Source organism: Schlesneria paludicola DSM 18645 (assembly GCF_000255655.1).
Classification (GTDB): domain Bacteria; phylum Planctomycetota; class Planctomycetia; order Planctomycetales; family Planctomycetaceae; genus Schlesneria; species Schlesneria paludicola.
In genome coordinates this window covers 2,251,228-2,271,899 of the sequence record NZ_JH636434.1, presented here as the reverse complement: position 1 = coordinate 2,271,899, position 20,672 = coordinate 2,251,228, and the positions used below count along the sequence as shown (strand labels likewise).

General features: G+C 55.6%; 16 protein-coding genes. 12 read left to right on the top strand and 4 right to left on the bottom strand.

What is annotated here, in order from left to right; genetic code table 11:
- Positions 1-110 precede the first annotated feature (110 nt).
- From OSO_RS47815 to OSO_RS0111120, 11 genes are all read left to right on the top strand, one after another.
- Entirely contained in the window at positions 111-809 is a 699-nt protein-coding gene (locus tag OSO_RS47815) for a GntR family transcriptional regulator (protein ID WP_162130532.1), read from the top strand.
- A gap of 732 nt (positions 810-1,541) precedes the next feature.
- The gene (locus OSO_RS0111170; RefSeq protein WP_010583432.1) at positions 1,542-2,507 is read left to right on the top strand and encodes a DUF1559 domain-containing protein; all 966 of its coding nucleotides are present in this window, start codon (positions 1,542-1,544) and stop codon (positions 2,505-2,507) included.
- Between the two features lie 118 nt (positions 2,508-2,625).
- Positions 2,626-3,042 carry a hypothetical protein gene (locus OSO_RS0111165; RefSeq protein WP_157605148.1) on the top strand — a complete coding sequence of 139 codons (417 nt, stop codon included), beginning with the start codon at positions 2,626-2,628 and terminating at the stop codon, positions 3,040-3,042.
- A gap of 121 nt (positions 3,043-3,163) precedes the next feature.
- Complete coding sequence (locus OSO_RS0111160) at positions 3,164-4,078, top strand: dihydrodipicolinate synthase family protein (RefSeq protein WP_010583430.1); 915 nt, start codon at positions 3,164-3,166, stop codon at positions 4,076-4,078.
- 26 nt (positions 4,079-4,104) lie between these two features.
- The gene (locus OSO_RS0111155; protein WP_162130531.1) at positions 4,105-5,151 is read left to right on the top strand and encodes a Gfo/Idh/MocA family protein; all 1,047 of its coding nucleotides are present in this window, start codon (positions 4,105-4,107) and stop codon (positions 5,149-5,151) included.
- Between the two features lie 42 nt (positions 5,152-5,193).
- On the top strand, positions 5,194-6,309 hold the full coding sequence (locus OSO_RS0111150; protein WP_010583428.1) for a mandelate racemase/muconate lactonizing enzyme family protein: 1,116 nt from the start codon (positions 5,194-5,196) through the stop codon (positions 6,307-6,309).
- A gap of 32 nt (positions 6,310-6,341) precedes the next feature.
- Positions 6,342-7,715, top strand: coding sequence for an MFS transporter (locus OSO_RS0111145; RefSeq protein WP_040591635.1), 1,374 nt, complete (start codon positions 6,342-6,344; stop codon positions 7,713-7,715).
- Between the two features lie 16 nt (positions 7,716-7,731).
- Positions 7,732-8,538: an amidohydrolase family protein gene (locus OSO_RS0111140; RefSeq protein ID WP_029246891.1), complete on the top strand. Its 807-nt coding sequence runs from the start codon at positions 7,732-7,734 to the stop codon at positions 8,536-8,538.
- 127 nt (positions 8,539-8,665) lie between these two features.
- Entirely contained in the window at positions 8,666-9,577 is a 912-nt protein-coding gene (locus OSO_RS0111135; RefSeq protein WP_010583425.1) for an alpha/beta hydrolase family protein, read from the top strand.
- A gap of 178 nt (positions 9,578-9,755) precedes the next feature.
- On the top strand, positions 9,756-11,201 hold the full coding sequence (locus tag OSO_RS0111125; RefSeq protein ID WP_010583424.1) for a DUF1501 domain-containing protein: 1,446 nt from the start codon (positions 9,756-9,758) through the stop codon (positions 11,199-11,201).
- A gap of 146 nt (positions 11,202-11,347) precedes the next feature.
- Positions 11,348-12,616 (top strand): FG-GAP repeat domain-containing protein, encoded by a 1,269-nt coding sequence (locus OSO_RS0111120; protein ID WP_010583423.1) that lies wholly within the window; start codon positions 11,348-11,350, stop codon positions 12,614-12,616.
- 82 nt (positions 12,617-12,698) lie between these two features.
- On the opposite strand, the gene OSO_RS0111115 is transcribed toward OSO_RS0111120, so the two are convergent.
- The 4 genes from OSO_RS0111115 to OSO_RS43075 form a co-directional block, all read right to left on the bottom strand.
- The gene (locus OSO_RS0111115) at positions 12,699-13,931 is read right to left on the bottom strand and encodes a glycoside hydrolase family 15 protein (RefSeq protein ID WP_010583422.1); all 1,233 of its coding nucleotides are present in this window, start codon (positions 13,929-13,931) and stop codon (positions 12,699-12,701) included.
- Between the two features lie 119 nt (positions 13,932-14,050).
- Positions 14,051-14,977, bottom strand: coding sequence for an ABC transporter ATP-binding protein (locus OSO_RS0111110; protein WP_010583421.1), 927 nt, complete (start codon positions 14,975-14,977; stop codon positions 14,051-14,053).
- A 19-nt stretch (positions 14,978-14,996) separates the two neighbouring features.
- Positions 14,997-17,300 (bottom strand): DUF4350 domain-containing protein, encoded by a 2,304-nt coding sequence (locus OSO_RS0111105; RefSeq protein ID WP_157605147.1) that lies wholly within the window; start codon positions 17,298-17,300, stop codon positions 14,997-14,999.
- A 340-nt stretch (positions 17,301-17,640) separates the two neighbouring features.
- Entirely contained in the window at positions 17,641-18,759 is a 1,119-nt protein-coding gene (locus tag OSO_RS43075; RefSeq protein WP_157605146.1) for a DUF1559 domain-containing protein, read from the bottom strand.
- 1,061 nt (positions 18,760-19,820) lie between these two features.
- On the opposite strand from OSO_RS43075, the gene OSO_RS0111085 reads away from it, so the two are divergent.
- Positions 19,821-20,636, top strand: coding sequence for a hypothetical protein (locus tag OSO_RS0111085; RefSeq protein ID WP_010583417.1), 816 nt, complete (start codon positions 19,821-19,823; stop codon positions 20,634-20,636).
- Positions 20,637-20,672: the final 36 nt, after the last annotated feature.

The window sequence follows — 20,672 nt, the reverse complement described above, 5'->3', positions numbered from 1 at the left end:
TACGCTGTTGCATTAGGCCCAGCTTCACTTGTGGGCGAGATCTCTTCTCCATCGCATGTCGGGCCGAATTGAACCGATCCGATGGTCGCTCGACGAAAAAGATGACTCAAGTGGCAAGAAGCTCACAACTGGATTCAACGTACGATTACATCCACAAAAAGCTTTCACGTGGCGAGCTTGAGCCTGGGCAAAAGCTGTCACGCCGAAAGCTGGCGGAAGAAATCGGCGTCAGTCCGGCACTTGTGCAACATGCACTCGGCCAGTTGGAAAAGGCGGGCCTGGTCGAATGTCGTGCACAAAGCGGAACCTATGTTCGGGAATTGACCGCCGAAGAGTTTGCCAATTTGTGCGATCTCCGAGAACTGATCGAGCCCTACGCTGCGGCGCGGGCCGCCGAGCGAATCACCAAGTCACAGCTCAAAATTCTGGAAAATTCCTGCCGACGCTATCACAATCTTGAGACGAAGATTCCTCAGATTGAATCCGCGAAAGAGGTCTGGAAGCTCCATCGCGAACTGATTGATGAGGAGCGAGTTTTCCATGGAACGATTTTGAGTGCGGCCGGAAATCAACTTCTGACGAGTCTCATTGACTCCCTGCGATTGCTGTCTCAAGTGAGTCACGATTTTGCGATGGGGTCATTGCCACGGGACATGAACGTGGCGAGTGAACATCAGCGAATCGTCGATGCATTGAAGTTGCACGACCCGGAGCGAGCCCGTACGTCAATGCTGGAACACATCATGAGCGGCCGTGAAGTCCTCAAGCAACGGCTTCTGGAAAACAGCATCCCGACAGTCTCCGAATGATCTAGCCAATGTGTTCCCGCTCGAAGTGATCACGTCCGCGTTCGCGTTGGCGGTCGGCATTAGGGTGTCCGTTCCGAACATCGTGGCGTGCGCCGTTCATATGCAATCGGTGCCAGTCCCCTGTGCAAGATCCGCTTTGGGATGTCCGAAGTCGGGCTGCTGAACGAAGGGGTTCGAATTTTTGAACTTGCGATCGCAACCTGAGCGGTGTCACCCGAGAAATCGCGATCACCCCTGTTTTTCAGGGCCCTTCATACACATTCCCGATCGGCTTTGATTCGAGGATTCCAAGATTTCCACTCGGTCAATATTCGAAGTCGGCACATGAGTTGCTTTTTATGGCAAATCTGGTTATCCAGTTATGTGGCCTCGAAAAGTGGAAATTGACTTGCGTGCCCGCTCACAAACATCGGTATGGACGATGGTGATCCGCCATGCCGCGCGGACTTTCTAGACGACCTGGAAAGCGAGGTTTGAAAATAGTTCGTCGCCAGCCGGGTCAGATCCATGTTCGGCGCTATTGTCGATTTACACGCGTTGAAGTTTTCTTCATCGCAGATGACAGCAAACGCCCGCGGTTGAGTGGAAATCGTCTCGTCCGGCAAACACGATCGCTGTTACGACAAATGGCATATTGACTCTCTGGTCTTCGCCAGAACGCGCGCACGCCTCTCATGTCTTCATTGGTACGTGAATAGGATCTCTCTTATTGCCTATTACAGGATCATGATTATGGCCAAGAAACAAAGACATGCCTTTACGTTGATTGAGCTGCTGGTTGTGATCGCGATCATTGCGGTACTGATTGCCCTTTTGCTGCCAGCCGTCCAGCAGGCCCGTGAGGCTGCCCGGCGGACTCAGTGCAAAAATAATGTCAAGCAACTCGGACTCGCGATTCACAACTACCTGGACGTCCACAGCGTCTTTCCGCCCGGCGCTGCGACCTATGGCAAGAACCCCGGTGCCGGCGCCTCGGGGTATTCGCTGATCCTGCCGTATCTCGATCAGACAAATGTTTACAATCAGCTCGATTTCAATCTGAGAGACATGTACAACCCGGCGTCGCAGCCCGCGGGTGGCACGATCATACCAGTGTTTATCTGTCCCACGTCGTCGGCATCAGCAACCTACAACTATGCTAACAATGGTGCGTGGTATGACCGATTTGCAATGACCGACTATGCCCTGATTTCTGGTTCAGACGACCCACGTGGATCGAGTCTGAAGACGGGATGCGCGTTCTGTCCTTTGATGTGTACGGGAGTGTTTTGTTACACCGCGCAGTGGGGTGGTGCCGCCAAAATCAGCATAAAGGATCTAACCGACGGCTCATCAAATGTCTTCGGAGTGGGGGAATTCTCGGGGTATACGAAGGGACAAAAGCCCAGGGCCGCGCAAGGGCGGGGCGATGACGGAATTCCTTGGATTCTGGCAGAAGATTATGACACGCAGTACTGCACCCGCGGTGTCACGGTACCACCCAATTCGCGTTGGTTTTACAACTCCGACATGTCCGACGGCAATCCGTCCAATGTCACGGGACGTCTCAGTGATTCCGCCCTCCACAGCCAGCACACGGGGGGAATCCATGTTCTGCTCATGGATGGTGGAGTTCGATTCATTTCCGACAATATTGATTTGCAGACTTTTAAGAACCTTGCCGACAAAGCGGATGGAGCCACAGTCGGTGAATTCTAATGTCGATCACAGGCGACCCTGACAAGTCGAGTTCATTCTCAATCTCACCATGAATCTCGTGGCCGACGCACGGCACTCGGGAGCGACAATCACAGAACCTGTTTGCGAAGGAGAATCGATGCAACTCGATGCCAAGCGTGCACTACACATTGTTGTTGTCGGCCTCGTCTGCGATGCCGTCGTCGGCTGTGGCGGGGCCAAGACCAGAGACCTTCCGAAGGCTCCCGTGGTCGGCACGGTCTCATACAGCAAACCCTTTCCTCACGGCGAAGTGATCTTCAAGCACCACAGTGGTGAAATTACTGTTGCCAAATTCAGTGCCGATGGTGCATACCGGTCCCAGGTTCCCCAAGGACGAAATACCGTGATTGTGCGCGCCCAAACGTCGTCTCGTGATGCCAACCGAAAGCCCGGGCCAGAGATGGAAGTCTTCACGAACCATATCCCAGCTCGCTACGGTGACTTTGGGACTTCGAAGCTGGAGTACACCGTGGAATCGGGGACCAACAAATTCGATATCGCCCTGGTCGATTGATCTGTCATGCTCTCGCTCTCGGAAGGACATCACTCGCACCGTTTCCTGTGAACTCGAAAATGAGCCGAGAGACAAACGACATTCACTGCGCGGCAGCGCTCCTGCAAAGTGAGGAAAATTGATGGTTCGCTATCCAAGTTGCATCATGGCTGGATGCGTCGTTCCCTGGAACTCCGACAACCAGTTCATGGAAGATCTGTTCCGGGATCAAGTCCGAAAGTTGATCAGAGAGGGGACACAACACCTCTACATTTTCGGCACCGCAGGTGAGGGCTACGCCGTCAACACCCGCCAGTTTATCGAAATTACCCGGGCCTTTCAGGACGAAATGCATCGAGAGAACTGCAAACCGATGGTCGGGGTGATCAATCAGTCCCTATCGACCATCATTGAACGGATCGAGATGGCGCGCGATCTGGGTGTCACGCGATTTCAAATCTCACTGCCAAACTGGGGAGCTTTGGCTGACAAGGAAGTGGCCCAATTCTTTCGTGAAACATGCGGGCGTTTTCCGGATTGCCAATTCCTGCACTACAACCTCCTGCGCACCAAACGCCTCATCACCGCCGACGAGTATGCCCGCCTGGCAGGCGACCATGAAAATCTTGTGGCGACCAAGAACAGCACCGACTCCATGGAACGAATTCACGCGCTCCTGACGCGTGTACCGCAACTCCAGCATTTCCTCACGGAAACGGGATTTGTCTATGGCAGCCTGATTGGGCAGTGCGGACTGCTGATTTCCCTTGCTTCGGCAAACTGGAAGTCGGCGCGCGAGTTCTTTGAGGCGGGCCAGCAACGTGACGCAGAGCGCCTGATCGCGAATCAAATGGAACTCAATGCGATGCTTCATCTCCTGATCAAAGAAGGCGGGCCAGGCGACAAAATCGATGGTGCATTCGACAAGCTCCTTTGGCGTCTACACGACGAACGCTTTCCGCTTCGTTTACTTCCTCCTTACGAAGGATTGTCCGACGAGGCGTTCCTGCGGTTTTCAGAGAAGTTGAGAACCAGCTTTCCTCGATGGGCTTGCTGACGATCCAATTCGAGAGGACGACAAGAATGAAGCCGATTCAAGTGGCCCTCATCGGTTCCGGGTTTATGGGGCGAACCTATGCCGAATGCCTGAAGCGGTACGTCCAGGGCGCGACGCTGGCTGCCGTGCATGGGGGAAGTCGGGCCGCTCAACTGGCCCACGACTACGATGTGGAGTTGATTGAGACATTCCCCGAACTCCTGGCCCGAGCCGAGATCGATGCCGTCTTGATCGCGACCCCGCAGGGGTTGCATTGCCAGCAAGTGATCTGGGCGGCACAGTCTGGAAAACATGCCTTGGTTGAAAAGCCGATGGCGCTCGATCGCGAAGAATGCGCCGCCATGATCAAGGCATGTCGTGACGCACGAACCGTGCTTTCGGTGATCCAGACGTGGCGATTCCGAGGAACCGTCGCTCGTGCCAAAAAGCTCCTCGACGACGGCGTGATTGGTGAGCCGCGAATGATTCAGTTACGGACGCTCTTTCCAAAGCTCAACTTGGCCGCGAAAGAATGGATCAAACAATCCGAATCGGGCGGAATGATCCTGGACCAGGGGGCCCACAACTTCGATTTCCTGCGTTATTTCGCAGGCAGTGAGGCCACCCGTATCTTTGGACGCGTCGTCGATTTTAGCCACGCGACATACCCATTCCCCTCCGCCATGGCACAGCTTGAATTTCAGAATGGCGTCCTCGCTCAGACGTGGATGTCGTTCGAACTGCCGTCGCCGGGCGTTTCGAACAGTGCCTTTCGCGGACTGGTGGTTGGTTCCCGGGGGATGCTCGACATCGATGGCTACGGGCAACTGAATCTGGCGCAGGACGGACAACCGTGGGAGACGGTGTGGGAACAACCAGCAATCGATTTCCAGAAGGCTCCACTCGCGCCTCAGCGGCTGGAAGCGTTTTTTACTCAAGTCCAGGATTTCGTTGACAGTATTCGGGATCAACGGCTTCCATCTGTTACCGGTGAAGATGGGGCCGCGGCCATTTCGCTGATTGACGCAGTCCGTCGCTCAAGCCAGACGGGACTGGCGATCGAACTCAATCGGCCTGCGATTCAGGACGGCTGATCGGCCATGAGTTCTCCCAGCACGCAATCGAGGACTTGCTGAATGAAAATCACATCGGTCAAAACCTATCTCGTCGCACATAAGTTGCCGACCTGGTTGGCCAATTCGTATTTCGAGTACCGCTCGCGGGAAGCGCTGCTGATCAAAATCAGTACCGATGAGGGTGTTGTTGGATGGGGGGAAACAGCGCCGATGGCGGGTGTGCGCGAGATCATCGACAAGAAGTTTGCTCCGTTGATTATCGGTGAAGACCCGCGAAATCACCGTCAACTGTGGCGGAAATGCTGGGGAGTAAATTTTGGAAACGGAATGGCGATGGGAGGGCTCGACATCGCGCTCCACGATCTGCGCGGCAAAATTCTGAATCAATCGATTTCCGACATGTACGGTGGACGTGTGCGAGATCGTGTCGAAGCGTATGCCTCGTCCGTCAATTATCGCGAAGGTTGCGAGCCCGAAGATCAATACCCTGCCGACGCCCTCGACCTTGTCCGCCAGGGATTTCGGGGGGTGAAACTGCGGATCGGTCGATTTTCACTTGGGCGCGAGATTCCCATCATTGCCGCAGTGCGAGACGCACTGGGGCCCGGCATCAAACTCACAGTCGATGTGAACGGCGCGTACTCGCTTCCAAGAGCCATCCGTATGGGACGCGAACTCGAACAACTTGGCATCGACTGGTACGAAGAACCCCTGCCGCAGCATCAGTACGTTGGTTACGACGTCCTCTCGGCCAATCTTGATATCCCTATCGCGGGCGGAGAATGTGTCGACTCGCGTGCCGCGGCGCAGGCGTTGCTCGCCCGTCGAGCCGTCGACATCATCCAGCCAGACGTCAGCCTGTGTGGTGGATTCGCGGAATGCCTTGGCATTGCCGAGATGTCTCGGATGTGGAACATCCTCTGCATTCCCCACTGCTGGGGCGGAGCCATCGTCACCGCTGCCACCATTCATCTGGTCTCGTTACTGTCCGCTGCCACGTCCGCGCATGATGCCGAAGCTCCACTACTGGAGCTTGATGTCACCGAAAATCCCTTTCGTGATCAGATCGTCACTCGACCATTCCAACTGTGCGAGGGATTCGTCGACGTACCCACTGGGCCCGGACTGGGAATCGAGATCGATGAGTCGGTAGTCGAATCGTATTCAGTGCATTGAAACAGGTGTCGAATCATCAAAGGCGACAGCACGTGACGACTGGCACTTTGGCAACCGCGAGACAGGATGACGCTGCCGATCGCTTTCCCGTCGGCGAAGTCGATCAGCGGCGTAACGTCATGCTGTTTGGTGTAAACACCGGGTTGATGTTTCTTGGATCGTCTGTCTTGAATGTCGGCCGATTCCACGCCCCCGTTTGCAAGGCTTTGGGAGCATCGGACACTGTTTCAAATTTGCCGGGCTCAGCGTACCTGATCATGGCCGCTTCTCCTTTGGTCGTGGCATGCCTGTTCCCGCAAGTCTCGTATTTGAAACGCGTGCTGGTGACGTGTTACCTGGTCCTGGCCATCATGGGAGGGGTGGTCGCCCTGGCCATCCTCTCTCCGATTCCCAACGCCCTGAAAGTCGCTGCCGTGATCACTCAAGGAATCGTCACCGGCGGCGCACTGACCACAGTGACGATGTTCCTGTTTGAAGTGATCGGGCGTGGCGCGTCGCCATCGAAACGCGGGCAGGCGCTCAGTCTTGGATATGGACGCGGACCGTTTCTCGGACTCGTCGGCGCACTTGTTCTGCAACTGTGCCTGGATGGCAGACTGTTTGGCCTGCGTTTGGCGGCCGCACCGTATCCCTGGAATTTTGCGCTTCCCTTTCTGGCGAGCGTCCCGATCATGGGCGCCGCCGCGTGGCTCTCGACGCACTTTGTGATCGCTCCTGAAAAGGTCGAGGCGACCCGCCAACCATTTGTTTCAAATGTTTTCGCCGGGTTCGGTGATTTCGTCGGCAATCGCTGGCTGCGACTCACGTTCCTGGTTGGCGTGCTGTCGTTTTGGGGTTTCTCGATCGGCAACAACATGACGCTGTATACGAAAGAAGTTCTCGGCGTCGCTCCCGAAACTCTGGTCGGCTATCAACTGGCACTGCGATTCGGATTCAAGATCGGCTCTGGCCTTTGTATGGGAGCACTCCTGGCTTATGCGGGACCACGAGCGACCATGCTCGTGACGGCATTGTGTTCTGTCGCAGGGGTCGTTTGGGCCATGCTGGTGCCGGGATACTGGTTCATGCTCAGCTTTGGGCTGCTCGGAGCAGGCGAATTGTTCGGAGTGTATATGACGAACTATATTCTCAGTTGCTCGCCAAAATCGCACACCCGCAGCAATATGGGATTTGCCTCGCTTGCAATGATGCCCGCAGCCCCGGCCGGTGCCTTGTTTGGCGCAATTTCCGATCACTATGGTTCGATCTACAACCGAGCCTATGGATTTCAAATGAGTTTCGCGGCAGCATTGATTTTCATGGGATTGATGGTCCTGCTGATTCCCTTGCTGCCCGCCCACCCGCAGCCTCCACCCGAGCCTGATCCGTCATCCCTGACAGTCAAACTGGAATGTGAACCCGGCTGATTCTGACGAGGCAATCATGTCAACTGAGCAAATTCCGGCGATCGATGTGCATGCGCATTACGGCCGTTACAGCCGTCAGGGCGTCGATCCGAAAATTGAAGAGTTCATGACGGCAAGTGCGGAACTTGTCGTTCGCCGCGCACGGCTCGCGAACATCGAGTGGACAATCGCATCGCCGCTGAAAGCGCTGCTCCCACGCCTGGAAGGAAATCCGATTGGCGGCAACGAAGAGGCGGCGGCAACGATCGATAACACCGAGGGCATGCTGCAGTACGTCGTCGTTGATCCCTTGACTCCCGCCACATACGACCAAGCCGCGGAAATGCTGCAGAAACCGAAGTGCGTTGGAATCAAGATTCATCCGGAAGAACATGGCTACCCGATCGTCGAACATGGCCGAAAGATCTTCGAGTTCGCGGCTCGGCATCGCGCAGTCGTCCTGACGCATAGCAGCGAACAAAATAGTCAGGCTGACGATTTCGTCCCATTCATCAACGACTATCCCGAAGTGAAGTTGATCCTGGCGCATATCGGGCATGGGTGGGATGGTGACGTGTCGCACCAGATCCGAGCCATCCAGCGTTGCCGACATGAGAATGTTTTCGCCGACACATCCAGTGCGCGCAGCATCACTCCTGGCTTGATCGAGTGGGCCGTCAAGGAAGTGGGGCCCGAGCGAATTCTCTTTGGAACAGACACGCCGCTCTACCACGCGCCCATGCAGCGAAGCCGTATTGACTATGCCGATCTTTCGGATTCCGACAAGCGCTTAATTCTTCGCGACAATGCCATCCGAGTTTTCAACCTGAATTTGGGATCGTGAATTCTGATAAATGTCAGAGTTCAAAGAATCGGATTGCATTGATGTGTTGATTTGCTAAACTGGATATCCAGATTGGATCGTCAATTGATGCATCCTCTCAAGAACTGTGTGAACGGCAGGTGACTTCATGATGCGATGTCGAACTCGATTGACGCCGTCGATGATTCCACATCTGATTGCATGGTGTATCGCGATTTCTGTCCTGATCAACGCCGATCGCATTGCCGCCGAAGAATCAACCGCCCTCACCGTGAAACTGCTGCAAACGTCTGGCGATGTTCCGTTTGCCATCCTGGGCGACAAGCCCACCGGGCCGGCACCGACGCTCTTTGTGTTCGGGGCCGATATGAAGAATTCCCTGCTCAGTAACGATGTCAATCGCCTCGGACATCTGCTGAAGTCGCACGGGTATTTGTGTGTTTCGCTCGACATTCCCTGCCACGGAACCGACACGCGTCCCGGAGAGAAATCGGGCGATCTGGCGGGTTGGAAGAATCGCGTGGTGAATGGCGAAAATATTGCCGACCAATTCGCACAGCAGGTTTCACAGGTTTTGGACTACTTGATCGCTGAAAAGTTGACCGATCCCGCCGAGGTGGCGGTCTCAGGTACGTCCCGGGGGGGATTTGCGGCCTTACACTGTGCGGCCGCCGATGCACGATTCAAGCAAGTCATTGCATTTGCGCCGGTCACCCATCTGGGGGCACTGGCCGAATTTTCTGGGGCCGAAGACAACGCACTCGTCCAGGCGCTCAACCCGATCCATGTTGCGAACCGTTTGGTAGGACGGCCAATCTGGATTGTCATCGGCAATGATGACCAGCGGGTCAGTACCAATGACTGTCTGATGCTCGCTCTGGAGATCGTTAAGCAGTCCAAAGGGAAGCGAAATCCAATCCCAGTAGAGATTCGGCTGGTGGGGACAATTGGACATCGGTTGCATGCGTTGCCAACACCACAATTTGGACAACTGTGCGCACCCCATGATGAGGCCGCGGCATGGTTGCTTGGACAACGTCCCGCTCCGCCTCGTCCATGATGCGCATTGGCCCGACTTTCGATCTTCGAACGCAATTTCATGAATAAACAGTTTGTAATCCACTTGAACTCAGCCGATATAAATTGAATACTGGATATCCAGATTGGGCGCTCGCGGAATGTGTGACGCAAATCGCCGCTGACCACGCGGAGGTTTTGAGAGAAGGAATGACAGGACCATGCTCAATATTCGAGGTCACTCCCAAGCGGTCTGTAGCGGGTTGTCGCGTCGACATTTAATGCAAATTGGTGGCGCGGGACTTTTTGGTGCGACACTTCCGCGGCTCTTGGCCGCAGAGCAGGGGCGTGCCACCGCGGGGCCAACGCCGCGGGCCAAGTCGGTGATCTTCCTCTATTTGTTCGGCGGGCCCAGCCAGCTTGAAACATTCGACATGAAGCCGGATGCCGCGAGCACGCTGCGCGGTCCTTACCAACCGATCGCCAGTTGCACTCCCGATCTGCGAATCTGTGAGCATCTTCCCATGATGGCACAGAGATCCGACCGGTACTGCGTGATCCGGACCGTCAGCCATACGCATAACGATCACAACGCCGCCCATCTGATCCAGACGGGACATCCGTGGCCTCGTGTCGCCGCGAACGGTCAGGATGTGAACGCCACGGAAAAGGACTGGCCGGCCATGGGATCGGTCGTCGAGTACCTCGATCAGCGAAATGCCGGCGGAAATCTGCCACCGTTTCCAAGCTACTGCTTCGTTCCCTTCCGGTTAGGCCGGATTCAGGGATATGATCGCACGGGGCAATATGCCGGCTGGCTGGGCCGTTCGTACAATGGGCTTGCCAGTGATATCCGCAATCGATCACGAACAGACAATCCCTTCTTTCGTGACTGTACCGATGCCGAACTCGATTTCCGGATCCAGGGACTCGTCTCTGAAAAGGACGTTTCTCTCGACCGTCTGAATCGTCGATCGAGCCTGCTCGATCAGTTCGATCACTGGCGGCGCAGTGCCGACGAAACCGAAAAGTTGCGCGCCTATGATGGGATTCGGGAACAGGCGCTCGCACTCCTCACATCCGACAAGATTCGGACGGCCCTCGATATCCGCCGCGAGTCTCCGCAAGTCCGCGACCGGTTTGGTCGTCATTTGTTCGGCCAGTCAACCCTGATGGCCCGACGCATGATAGAGGCGGGAGCTCGATTCGTCACGGTGAACTGGGACTGTGCGACCGGAACCGATGGCTGGGATACCCATTTCAATGGACCTGATCTCGGTAAGCATCTGCTGCCCAAACTGGATCAGTCGTACTCCGCCCTGCTCGACGATCTCGCTGAGCGTGGCTTGCTCAATGAGACACTGGTCGTGTGCCTGGGCGAGATGGGACGGACACCCCGCGCGACAACGTCAACGTGGGGTCGCGATCATTGGAGCTACTGCTTTCCCGCACTGTTTGCTGGGGCAGGAGTCCAAGGTGGAACCATGATCGGTCGCTCTGACAAAGATGCGGCGTACCCGCTTGATCGGCGAGTTTCTCCGCAGGATCTCACGCGGACCATCTTCAATGCGCTCGGGATTTCTGAGCACGAAATCTTGCACGACACGCTCGGCCGTCCCATGCCCGTCATGGACGACGGCCAGATCGTCACGGAGCTTTTTGGCTAGTAGTGACGACCGTTCGTACGGCACGTCGGAAACTCTTTGAGGGGCGGTCCTCTGAACGTTGCACCGTTCCATGTCACTGACCCGCGCCGCGCTGCCGGTTGTGGGGCCAGGCAGACTGGCTTTGATAATTCGAATAGGAGTTCTGCATGCGAGCATCACGACGACGCGCGTTGGCGATTTGGCCACTCATGGTGCTGGCGCACTGCATGCCTCTCTCGATTGGGCATTCAGAAGACGCTCCGTCGATCACATCGGGCCCGCTCTGGTTTACGGAACACCTGGTCTGGGGCGATGGAAAGTACGTTTACGGACTCATGGCGACAGACATTGATGGCGATGGCGATCTTGATCTTTCGACGGCCGGAGTCCATAGCGACGTGTTACTCTGGCACGAAAATGATGGAACGGGAAATCTGAAATCACACCTCATCTGCCGCGACGAACCAGGTTATCTTGAGCGTCACGATTGGGGTGATCTCAATGGCGACGGGCGGCTCGATGTCGTGATCGTGAAGAACCGAATTGGGCATCTCATCTGGTTTGAACAGAATGGTACTCCCGCTGACAAAGAGTCCTGGAAACGCCATGTGATCTCAACCGATTTTATGCGTGCCTATGACGTCAGTCTGGCGGATCTCGACGGTGACGGTGATCTGGATGTCGCGGCATCTGCGTACACAGGCGATTGCTTTTCGTGGTTTGAAAATCCTGGGCGAGAAAACGTCAACGACCCCTGGACGCAACACAAGTTCGATCAGGGCTCTGACATTGCCAATACGCGAACGATTGCCGCGGTGGATGTCAATCGCGATGGCAAATTGGACCTGATTGCCACGGGAACCTACGGTCATCACACCTTGTGGTATGAGAACACGGGTGCAATCGGATCAAATCGCTTCCGCAGGCATGTGATTGACGACAAGACGAAGATGCCGACGCACGGTCATCCCGTCGATCTTGACAGCGATGGTGATCCGGATGTCATCATGGCATTTGGAATTCGCGGTGCGCTCGCAGATCACGACTCACATCTGGTCGCGTGGTACGAGAATGTCGGGCTCAATGGGACTGGTGCCGAATGGAAAAAGCACGTCATTGGCCGAGTCGACTACGGATTTGAAGCCGTGGCCGGCGACCTTGATGGAGATGGTGATCTGGATGTGATCGCATCTGGCTGTTCCGGTGGTCAGCCGGGTCTCGGTGAACTCTGCTGGTTCGAAAATCTCGGCACTGCCAGGGGCGAATGGAAGAAGCACGCATTCAAAGCGTACCCTGCCGCTGTACAAGTCATTGTGATGGATCTCGACCGCGACGGGAAACTCGACATCGCCGCCTGCTCGGAAGCGGGATCGTGCTTCTGGTGGAAAAACCTCGGACACACGAAACTCGGACACTCGAAAACGGTCGAGAAATAGCCGAGTCGCTCATGAACCGCATCCGCCCGAGCATCGGGCGTGCGGCTCGATTTTCGGCAGGCCTGAACGTGACGCACAACGCTCACGTCAAACTGCGCACGAGATGTGTGAGTGCCAGTTTCAGATTGGCCTGGGTCCATAGCAGCGGGCAAATGTCGTTGGGCACATACGTGCCTTTTTCGCAGAAGTACGATTCAGGACAGCGATACGCTCCGAACCGCGAGTCAATCGACGTGAGCTGACTGAGAGACCGATTGAGATAGTGAAGTTGCTGCTGCCTGTCCTGGGGATCGCGCGTCTGGTCATACCGCAATCCATAGTGAATCGAAATGATCGGATCGAACAGGCACCACTGGGCTTCGAGGCCCGGTTCGAGCAGTTTGTCACGCATCGACAGGTTGTCGCTGAAGTCGGCGGTCCGCACGTCGGCCGACAGCTTGTCTTTGTAGTCGGCACACCAGTACGAATCGCCCAGATACCGGCGAACACCATACTCGCCCATCAAATTGGTCGTGACATCGCGGACAATTTGTTCCGCCATCGAGCCAGAGACCACCCGATATGGATAAATCAGAAACAAAAGTGCCGCATCGTATCGACGCGATTTTGCAGGATCGGCCTGGATGCATTCCGAGGGCAGAATCGACGCCAATGCCCTTTGCCCGTGCTCCTTCAAGTTAGGATCGAATCGGCCCCCCCAGACATTCAGAGCGGCGGTGACGACGCCAATGCTCGATGCGGCGACTTTACGAACTTCTTCCCAGTGGCCACTGTCCTCATCCTGCCAGAACTCAACCGTTCGCAGGTATTCCGCCATCAGGTCCAAGACCTTGAGTTCTACGGCCGACCATTGGCATTCGTGCGCCAGTTTGCCTGACAACCAAAGGAACGCACCCAGCGCGTCGTTCTGCGCGTGCGACCACTTCTCGTCCAGTTCTTGAAGCTGGTCCCCATTGAAGCGGATATGAGGGCGATGCATCGGCTCAGTGGGATCAACGCGGCCGCTGATGATGTCGGTCAGTCGATGCTGATGGCCCAGATAAAAGGCCATCAGTGACCTGATCGCTGCAATCGCTTTGTTCGTCTCGCCCCACTCGGCATGGGCATTGGCGATGTGAATATTGTCGCGAACCCAGACATGCCGATATCCAGTGACCTCGAACTCCGCGCCAGCCCCGGCCGCTGCCGAGAAAAGGCCGTTGGCCAGCGTGGGAAATCGGAATGTCCCCTGCTCTTCCAGAAATGTCAAAAGGCGGGTGACATCCTGTGCCGACGAGGTTTCATGCAGAGCGTGCGCTCCCAAGTCTTTACCCATCGTATCCTCCATGATTAACCGTTCACTGTCCCGCTCGCGTTGGGCCGTGAACGGCGACTCTCCGTGATCTCCGGTGCTGTTGATTGACCGGCAACAATGAGAACGGGAACGTCTCCGTGTTACTGGACCAGTCCTTTCGTCAATGACATGAATGCCGTTTCCAGATTCACTTCTTCTTCACGGAAAAGCGTCAACTGAAATCCCTCGGTGATCAGCATTGTTGGCAAGGCGCTGTAGTCGAATGTGTCGGCCTTCAGCGTGGTATCGATCGTGCCTTTGACGATGTCGACCTTCGCCACCAGATCGCTCTTTTCGAGTAGCGCGGCCGCTTTTTCGATTCGATCCTTCACTCGAATCTGCAGCATGATCTGCTGACGCGCTTTTCGCATGACTTCGTCGACGTAACCGTCAACGATCAGGTTTCCTTTTTCGATCATGCCGACGCGAGTGCAAACATCCGCCAACTCGGGAAGAATGTGACTCGATACGATCACGGTCTTCTTCAATTCGCCCAGTTTCTTCAACAGGTTTCGAATTTCGATTCGGGCACGAGGGTCAAGACCGCTGGCTGGTTCATCCAGTAACAGGACTTGAGGTTCGTGAAGCAGCGTTCTGGCCAGTCCAATGCGCTGCGTTTGTCCGCGTGAAAGCTGATTGACCATGGCATCCCGTTTGAAGGCCATGTCGACCAGTTCCAGCTTGTCTTCACAAATCTTTCGTCGGCCGGGACCGTTAATGCGATACGTCGATGCGAAGAATTCGAGGTACTCGATCACAGTCATATCGTCATACACGCCGAAAAAGTCGGGCATGTAGCCGACCAGTCGGCGAATCTCGCGCGGGTCATTGTAAATCGATTTCCCGCACACGTAAGCCTCGCCGTAGTCGGGGCTCAGCAACGTTGCGATCATCCGCATGGTCGTCGTTTTGCCCGATCCGTTGGGCCCGATGAAACCAAAGACGTCGCCTTCCTTCAGCGAGAGATTGATTTCGTTGACCGCGATCAGGTGACCGTATCGTTTCGTTAGCTGTCGTGTTTCAATCATAGTTTGCTCGTGATCCCGATCACTCTTCAACAACCCGGCGCAGATCCCGAATGACTTCGCTGGCGGGAGCCACCGGAAGAATCAATCGAATGAATGTCGCTTGCCGATCAGGCTCCAACGCTTGCTGATCCTGTTGAATGGTCGCGACCGGTTGCGACAATCGCCCAACCAGGATCGCGCGACCCATTTTCATCAGGTGCGAACAGTCTTCACTGCCCAGTAACTGATTCGTCAATCCGGTGTAGCGTTCGCCGCCCACCTCGTCATGAAAGGTCAGAATTCGAATCACGCTAGCCGGATCAAGCGACAGCGGATCATAGGTGGACTGATGGTGGGTGACTTCGGTGACCGTCCGCTCGCCAAATCGCGGTGTGGCCATCGTGATCATCCCCGTTAAATACGGCCGCAATTCGCGTGAATGAACACCCGGCTGTTCGACGCGCCAGACCTGTTTCGACGGCAATGGAAGTGTCGCGACATCATCCTTCTGCTTCAGATGTCGATAGACAACGTTCTTGTACACGACCATCCAGTCTTCGATGGGCGACGAAAAGCGATGCGTGATGGTTCCGATCAAGCGACCTGTCGCAGACGATTTCAAATCGCATTCGACCAGATTCGGCACAGACTGCACGCTCTGCGCGACCAGCGCCTTCGAACTCCACTGCATCACGGGAAGCTCTGAAAGTTGACCGTCAGATTGTTGCCAGTATTTGGCACCCTGTTCGATCCCCATCGGGCGCAGCATCCCGCCGAAATTGGCTTCGGGAACCCCTTGCCAGATCAGTTGAGTCGAATTGGACGCGTTCGTTCCTTCCACCAACGGCAGCGGCGTCACGGAAACGTCGGACTGGCTAGTCACCGGACTATAAACCGTAACCAGATGACGCCCGGTTGCGGTTGAGGTGGCGACATCGACGTTCACAATGTCCAGTTGATTCGCATGACGCGCCGTGCCGTTCCAACTGACGGCCAACCACGCTGTCGATCCGGCTGTAATGATCACCAGTAGCGGATACGTGACCCACGTCAGCTGCGGTCGCTTGAGAATGCGGTGGACCAGCAGGTAATCGAGTGGTCCGAGCACAATCATCAGGGCCAGCATTAAGGTCATCGTAAACCAGGGCGACCCCCGCTGGACTTTTTCAAAATGCTCTTGAATCGCGTTCAGTTGCGTTTGCAGATCTGTGATTCCCGTCGAACTGAGCTGCGTCCCTTTTGCGGCCGCTTTTTCGTTCGATTCGCCTGTCGTTCCCAATCCGGCGATTCGCGCGCAGAGCGAAGGCAACGCCTTCCATTCGACCAAAGGAGGCTTCGTCAGGTCCAGCGCCAGCACGGTGACCATTCCCAAACCCAACGGGGCCCGCACCAGAAATGCATCGGATCGGCTGGCTGCCAGAACCTCGCCCGTTTCGACACGCACACTCGGAATGGAGAGGGTGGTCGTGTGAGGGATCCGTAGGTTCTTCGCGGCATACGCCTCAAGGCCCGCGAACTCACGCACGACAACCGGTTGTTCCCCGACTGCAACCGGAAGCCAATCCGACAGGGATTGAATCGATTGCCGTGCCGCCGATGCGTCCTGCGGCAACGAGATGATCAGCCGCCCGCCGCCGGCAACCCACTGCCGGACTGCCTTCGCCTGCGCCGTTGAAAGCTCGGCGGCACCCGCAATGACTAGCACCGAGATCGAATCATACGCCAAGGGGTTCGTCGGAAGGGCGCTGGCTTTGATGTCGGCAACGCGAACTTCCACTCCGCGTAACGACGAATCGCTCTCCCACACAAATCCCTGTGGCTGCCCGATCGTCACGATCAAACGCACCGAAGGACGAAGCGGTTCACGCAGCCAATCGGCAGTGCCGGGCGCGGTACGCTGCTCGGTACCGTCATTCACCTGGATTCCAACCTCGCCATTGAGTCGCCCGACTTTGATCAGGCCTGTGATCAGGTGGTCGCCTGCGGTCAGTGATGCCGCGGGAACCTGAAAGCCCACCCGATTTCCATCGGAATCAACGGCGCTCAGCTTCAGTTGCACCGACGTGGCTGCCGGGACGTGAATTGGAACTTTGACGGGAGTCCAGCGTCCAACGGTGTAATTTCCATCCCATCCAATGTCTGGCGTTCCGACCGTGACAGGCTCGGCACGCAGGCTCGAGAATGCCCCTGCGCCAAGGACATGACCCACGAGAAGCAGGACGAGCCCAAAGGTTTGAGTCAATGACCAAGGTGAACGGTCGGCAAGGCCGCTTGGTAGCGAGCGGACCAATGCGAGTTTTCCGACCGATGGCTTTTCAGGTCCCCTGATTGCGACAATCGGCACGCACGACGAATCGAAGGCAGAGTCAGACAATCGAGACACCGGGATTTTGAGAGCGAATGGATTTGAGAACGCCGCAAACAACTTACGGCGAGCCGCACATGATACGCATCACTCGTCAGAAACGTGAGCGCACCGGCAAGATTCTGTTGCAGTCGCCCTCACGCTCCTCGTTTTCTTTGTTGCGTCTCCGTCCGTAACATTTTGAAGGGTTTGGTGTTGCATCCAAGTTCGCTCATTCGTTGGACATAAAAAAGAAAGCAGGATCGTTCCTCTTGTTGAGGATCGATCCTGCTTTGAAATTCATGCGATTCGCAACGAGCTTGCGAGCTTCGCAGTCGGCTTAGTATTCGCCGGTCACATTGCCATCGCTGGTGCGAGCCAGGCGACGGAACGTCGTGATGTCCAGGTTGGCGTTCAAGAACTTGACAGCGCCGTCACCCATCAGGAAGTGGCTTCCACCCGTGTGAAGGCTGCCAAAGCCGGTCGTCAGTGGGCGATTGTTCGCACCGGTGAACATGTAGTTGATCGCATAGGTAGCTTCACCCAGTGCGCTGGCTTGGCCCAGGATGCCTGGATAAGGAGACGCGACACCACCCGCACCGCTATCGGTGGCACCGACCCAAGTGCCATCGCCAACTGCAGGTGTTGATGTCGACGACGCAATTGGCGTGTATCGTTCGCCAACGACGATGCAGTTGCTCGAGCCGTCCGTCATATCGCGGAAGCCGCGTTTGCTATTGGCACCGAACGTTCCACCGAACTGCTCGATCGTGGCCGATGTCGTGGTCAGGCCGATTGCGGCCGCACCCGGATTGACATAGGTGCCAATTGCGCCTACGGCGGCATTGTTCGGGCTTGCCGACGCAGGTGCACTGACCGTCGCGCTCGGAACGAATGCGGTAGTCGAAGCGTTCCATGTGGGGTCAACACCCACCACACCGAAATAAGCCGTACGACCAAAGATCGCGGATCCACCGCTGATGGGAGCTCCATTGATTGTCAACATCGTGACGGTTGACGCACCGGGGTCTGTTGGGCATCGGAAGGCAGGAATTGGGCTTTGGATGGTTTGGGCCGTCGCGACAGCACCAGCCAGACCGGACAATCCGACAGTCGAGTTTGGATTGACTGCAGTGCTCGTCAAGTTGTTGAACAGGTTCCCCTGATCAATCTGTGGCAGCAGCATGAACATCCAGCCGAAACCGGTGTAGTTGCCACCTGTGGCAGCGTTGGCACCAACATAACCTGGTGGGAATGTCGTCGTGGTGACATCGTGATAGTTGTGCAGTGCCAATCCGAGTTGTTTCAGATTGTTCTTACACTGGGTTCGTCGTGCAGCTTCGCGAGCTTGTTGGACGGCGGGCAACAAGAGTGCAATCAAAACGGCGATGATCGCAATCACCACCAACAATTCAATCAAAGTAAAACCTAGACGTGACTTTTGATTCTTCATGAGCATTCGAGACGATCCTTGGAACTTGAAACCCGAACCGACTGCACCATTGACGATCATCGAAAGATGATCACTGTCAAGGCTGGTCACAATTAATTACATCAAGCGACCTGTACCACTCGGAATTGTCGCTGCTAGAGGCCTCGTTCATTTCTTGAGACCTCGCCTCAGGAACAGAGATCTACCTCGCTTTCCACATACTCAATAGATGGCTCATACCACAGCACAGGCCACTGTGCATTTTTCACAAGAAACACAAAGAGCCACAAAAACCTTAAAGAGTCGCAGAATTAATTGTTAAGGAATGTGCGAGTATACCCTGCGTAGACTGTTTGGATAGCGGCCACACACCCACAAACCCGTAATATTAAAAAATCGTGAATTCGTTTCCCCTGTGACAGTCCCCTAACTCGATATTGCGTTTTAACACAGTGGGGTGCGAATGTTCATATGTGCGTTTTGTTTGCGGTGACCGCCACACATTTGCCCCGAAAGAGCGAACCTTTATTGACCATGGGCACCCTTCGCTCTCGAAAGTGCACGCACGTGCAGATTTTGTCGAAGGTTCTTTTTGTTGACTCGCTGGCCTCAAAAAAGTGAATGTCGCGCGAACTGGTCACTGAGTTGTTTGACCGCGCATTGTTACTTCAGTGGGGCAACGCGTCACACAAGTGGTGTTTCACCTGATCGATCGCGAATTCCAAGCCCACCTCAATAACCCGTTCTCTGGCCGGGGACTGGCTCATTTTTCTGTGAAATAAGCGAAGGATTGCTCTCGTGGACGCGCTGTGAGTTGCAATGATCCGAGAAAAAAAGTGCCTGTCCGCTCGTTCCGGTGAGTCAATGAAAACAGGTGACATCGTGAGGGGGAAGGCGACGAACCCACTCTTGGCCGATAATGAAAGAGAGGGCTGTTTCTCGCTCCGACCCTGAACGGCGCCCCCCTGATTGACGATGGCAATTGATTCCGACACAATCTCGGGTTGGCGAACTCACGTTCGCCAACATATTGTCGTCCCGAATGCCATCTGCCAGATATGCATGGCCTCGTCAACCAGGGATTGTCCATGTTTGATTCGATCGCGCTGTACGCAAAAAGCTGGCGAACGCTGGCTGGCATGCTTCTTTTGAGCGTCGTCGGCGGTTGCGGGTACGCGCAGTACGAATCGCGATTGAAAGAGACGAAACAGTACTACGCCTATCTTGATCGCATCGAACAGTCACTGGCACCCAAGTGGATCGTGCCAGGTGGGCTGATGGAATTGCGCGTTCCGAACCAGTTCATTCTGATTCCGCCTCCACAGCCCATCGTGAATGAAAACGGCACGGTCGAAGAGCCAACAATTGATCCGCGGCAACCCGACTACGTCAATCTGCGATTTCCAGAACTGTTCGGTGCCTGGGAAGGCAAGTTCACTGCGGCGAGACCTGATGGTTCTTCAGAAGATCGCAAGGGCTACATCTATGCGCTCTGCAACTATTGGAATCTGAGCGGCGATCGAGCGGTGGATGCTGGGAAGTTCGTCGAGGAACTGAAGACGATCATGAGCCAGTCACTGCTGGTCGATCCCACGGACGAACATGTGGAACTTCAGCCCACAGGAATTCCCGTCTACCAGCAACAGCAGTCTTTTGACGTCTGTGCCTTCAAGGGTGTGGAAATTGATGGCGCCAAGTACACGTTTGAAGTCTACTCGCGTGCCAACGGCAGTGTGATCGCCGTCATTGTCGTTGCTCTGCCTGAAGCCATGGATAGTCCCCAGCGAGTCACGGAACGAATTCCGATGATGCTCGGGACCTTGCAATTCACCAAAGATCCGCCACGGCTTGGGGCCGAAAAGTCTGGCACGCCTCAGCCGGCCGCTGCACCCGCCGGATTCTAGTTGACCCAGGGGCTGATCGCGATCGGCAGTTCCAGT

Excerpts from the sequence above, each read along its gene's own strand:
- OSO_RS0111170 (WP_010583432.1), top strand. The coding sequence starts at position 1,542 with ATGGCCAAGAAACAAAGACATGCCTTTACGTTGATTGAGCTGCTGGTT.
- OSO_RS0111165 (WP_157605148.1), top strand. The coding sequence starts at position 2,626 with ATGCAACTCGATGCCAAGCGTGCACTACACATTGTTGTTGTCGGCCTC.
- OSO_RS0111160 (WP_010583430.1), top strand. The coding sequence starts at position 3,164 with ATGGTTCGCTATCCAAGTTGCATCATGGCTGGATGCGTCGTTCCCTGG.
- OSO_RS0111155 (WP_162130531.1), top strand. The coding sequence starts at position 4,105 with ATGAAGCCGATTCAAGTGGCCCTCATCGGTTCCGGGTTTATGGGGCGA.
- OSO_RS0111150 (WP_010583428.1), top strand. The coding sequence starts at position 5,194 with ATGAAAATCACATCGGTCAAAACCTATCTCGTCGCACATAAGTTGCCG.
- OSO_RS0111140 (WP_029246891.1), top strand. The coding sequence starts at position 7,732 with ATGTCAACTGAGCAAATTCCGGCGATCGATGTGCATGCGCATTACGGC.
- OSO_RS0111135 (WP_010583425.1), top strand. The coding sequence starts at position 8,666 with ATGATGCGATGTCGAACTCGATTGACGCCGTCGATGATTCCACATCTG.
- OSO_RS0111125 (WP_010583424.1), top strand. The coding sequence starts at position 9,756 with ATGCTCAATATTCGAGGTCACTCCCAAGCGGTCTGTAGCGGGTTGTCG.
- OSO_RS0111120 (WP_010583423.1), top strand. The coding sequence starts at position 11,348 with ATGCGAGCATCACGACGACGCGCGTTGGCGATTTGGCCACTCATGGTG.
- OSO_RS0111115 (WP_010583422.1), bottom strand. The coding sequence starts at position 13,931 with ATGGGTAAAGACTTGGGAGCGCACGCTCTGCATGAAACCTCGTCGGCA.
- OSO_RS0111110 (WP_010583421.1), bottom strand. The coding sequence starts at position 14,977 with ATGATTGAAACACGACAGCTAACGAAACGATACGGTCACCTGATCGCG.
- OSO_RS43075 (WP_157605146.1), bottom strand. The coding sequence starts at position 18,759 with ATGCTCATGAAGAATCAAAAGTCACGTCTAGGTTTTACTTTGATTGAA.
- OSO_RS0111085 (WP_010583417.1), top strand. The coding sequence starts at position 19,821 with ATGTTTGATTCGATCGCGCTGTACGCAAAAAGCTGGCGAACGCTGGCT.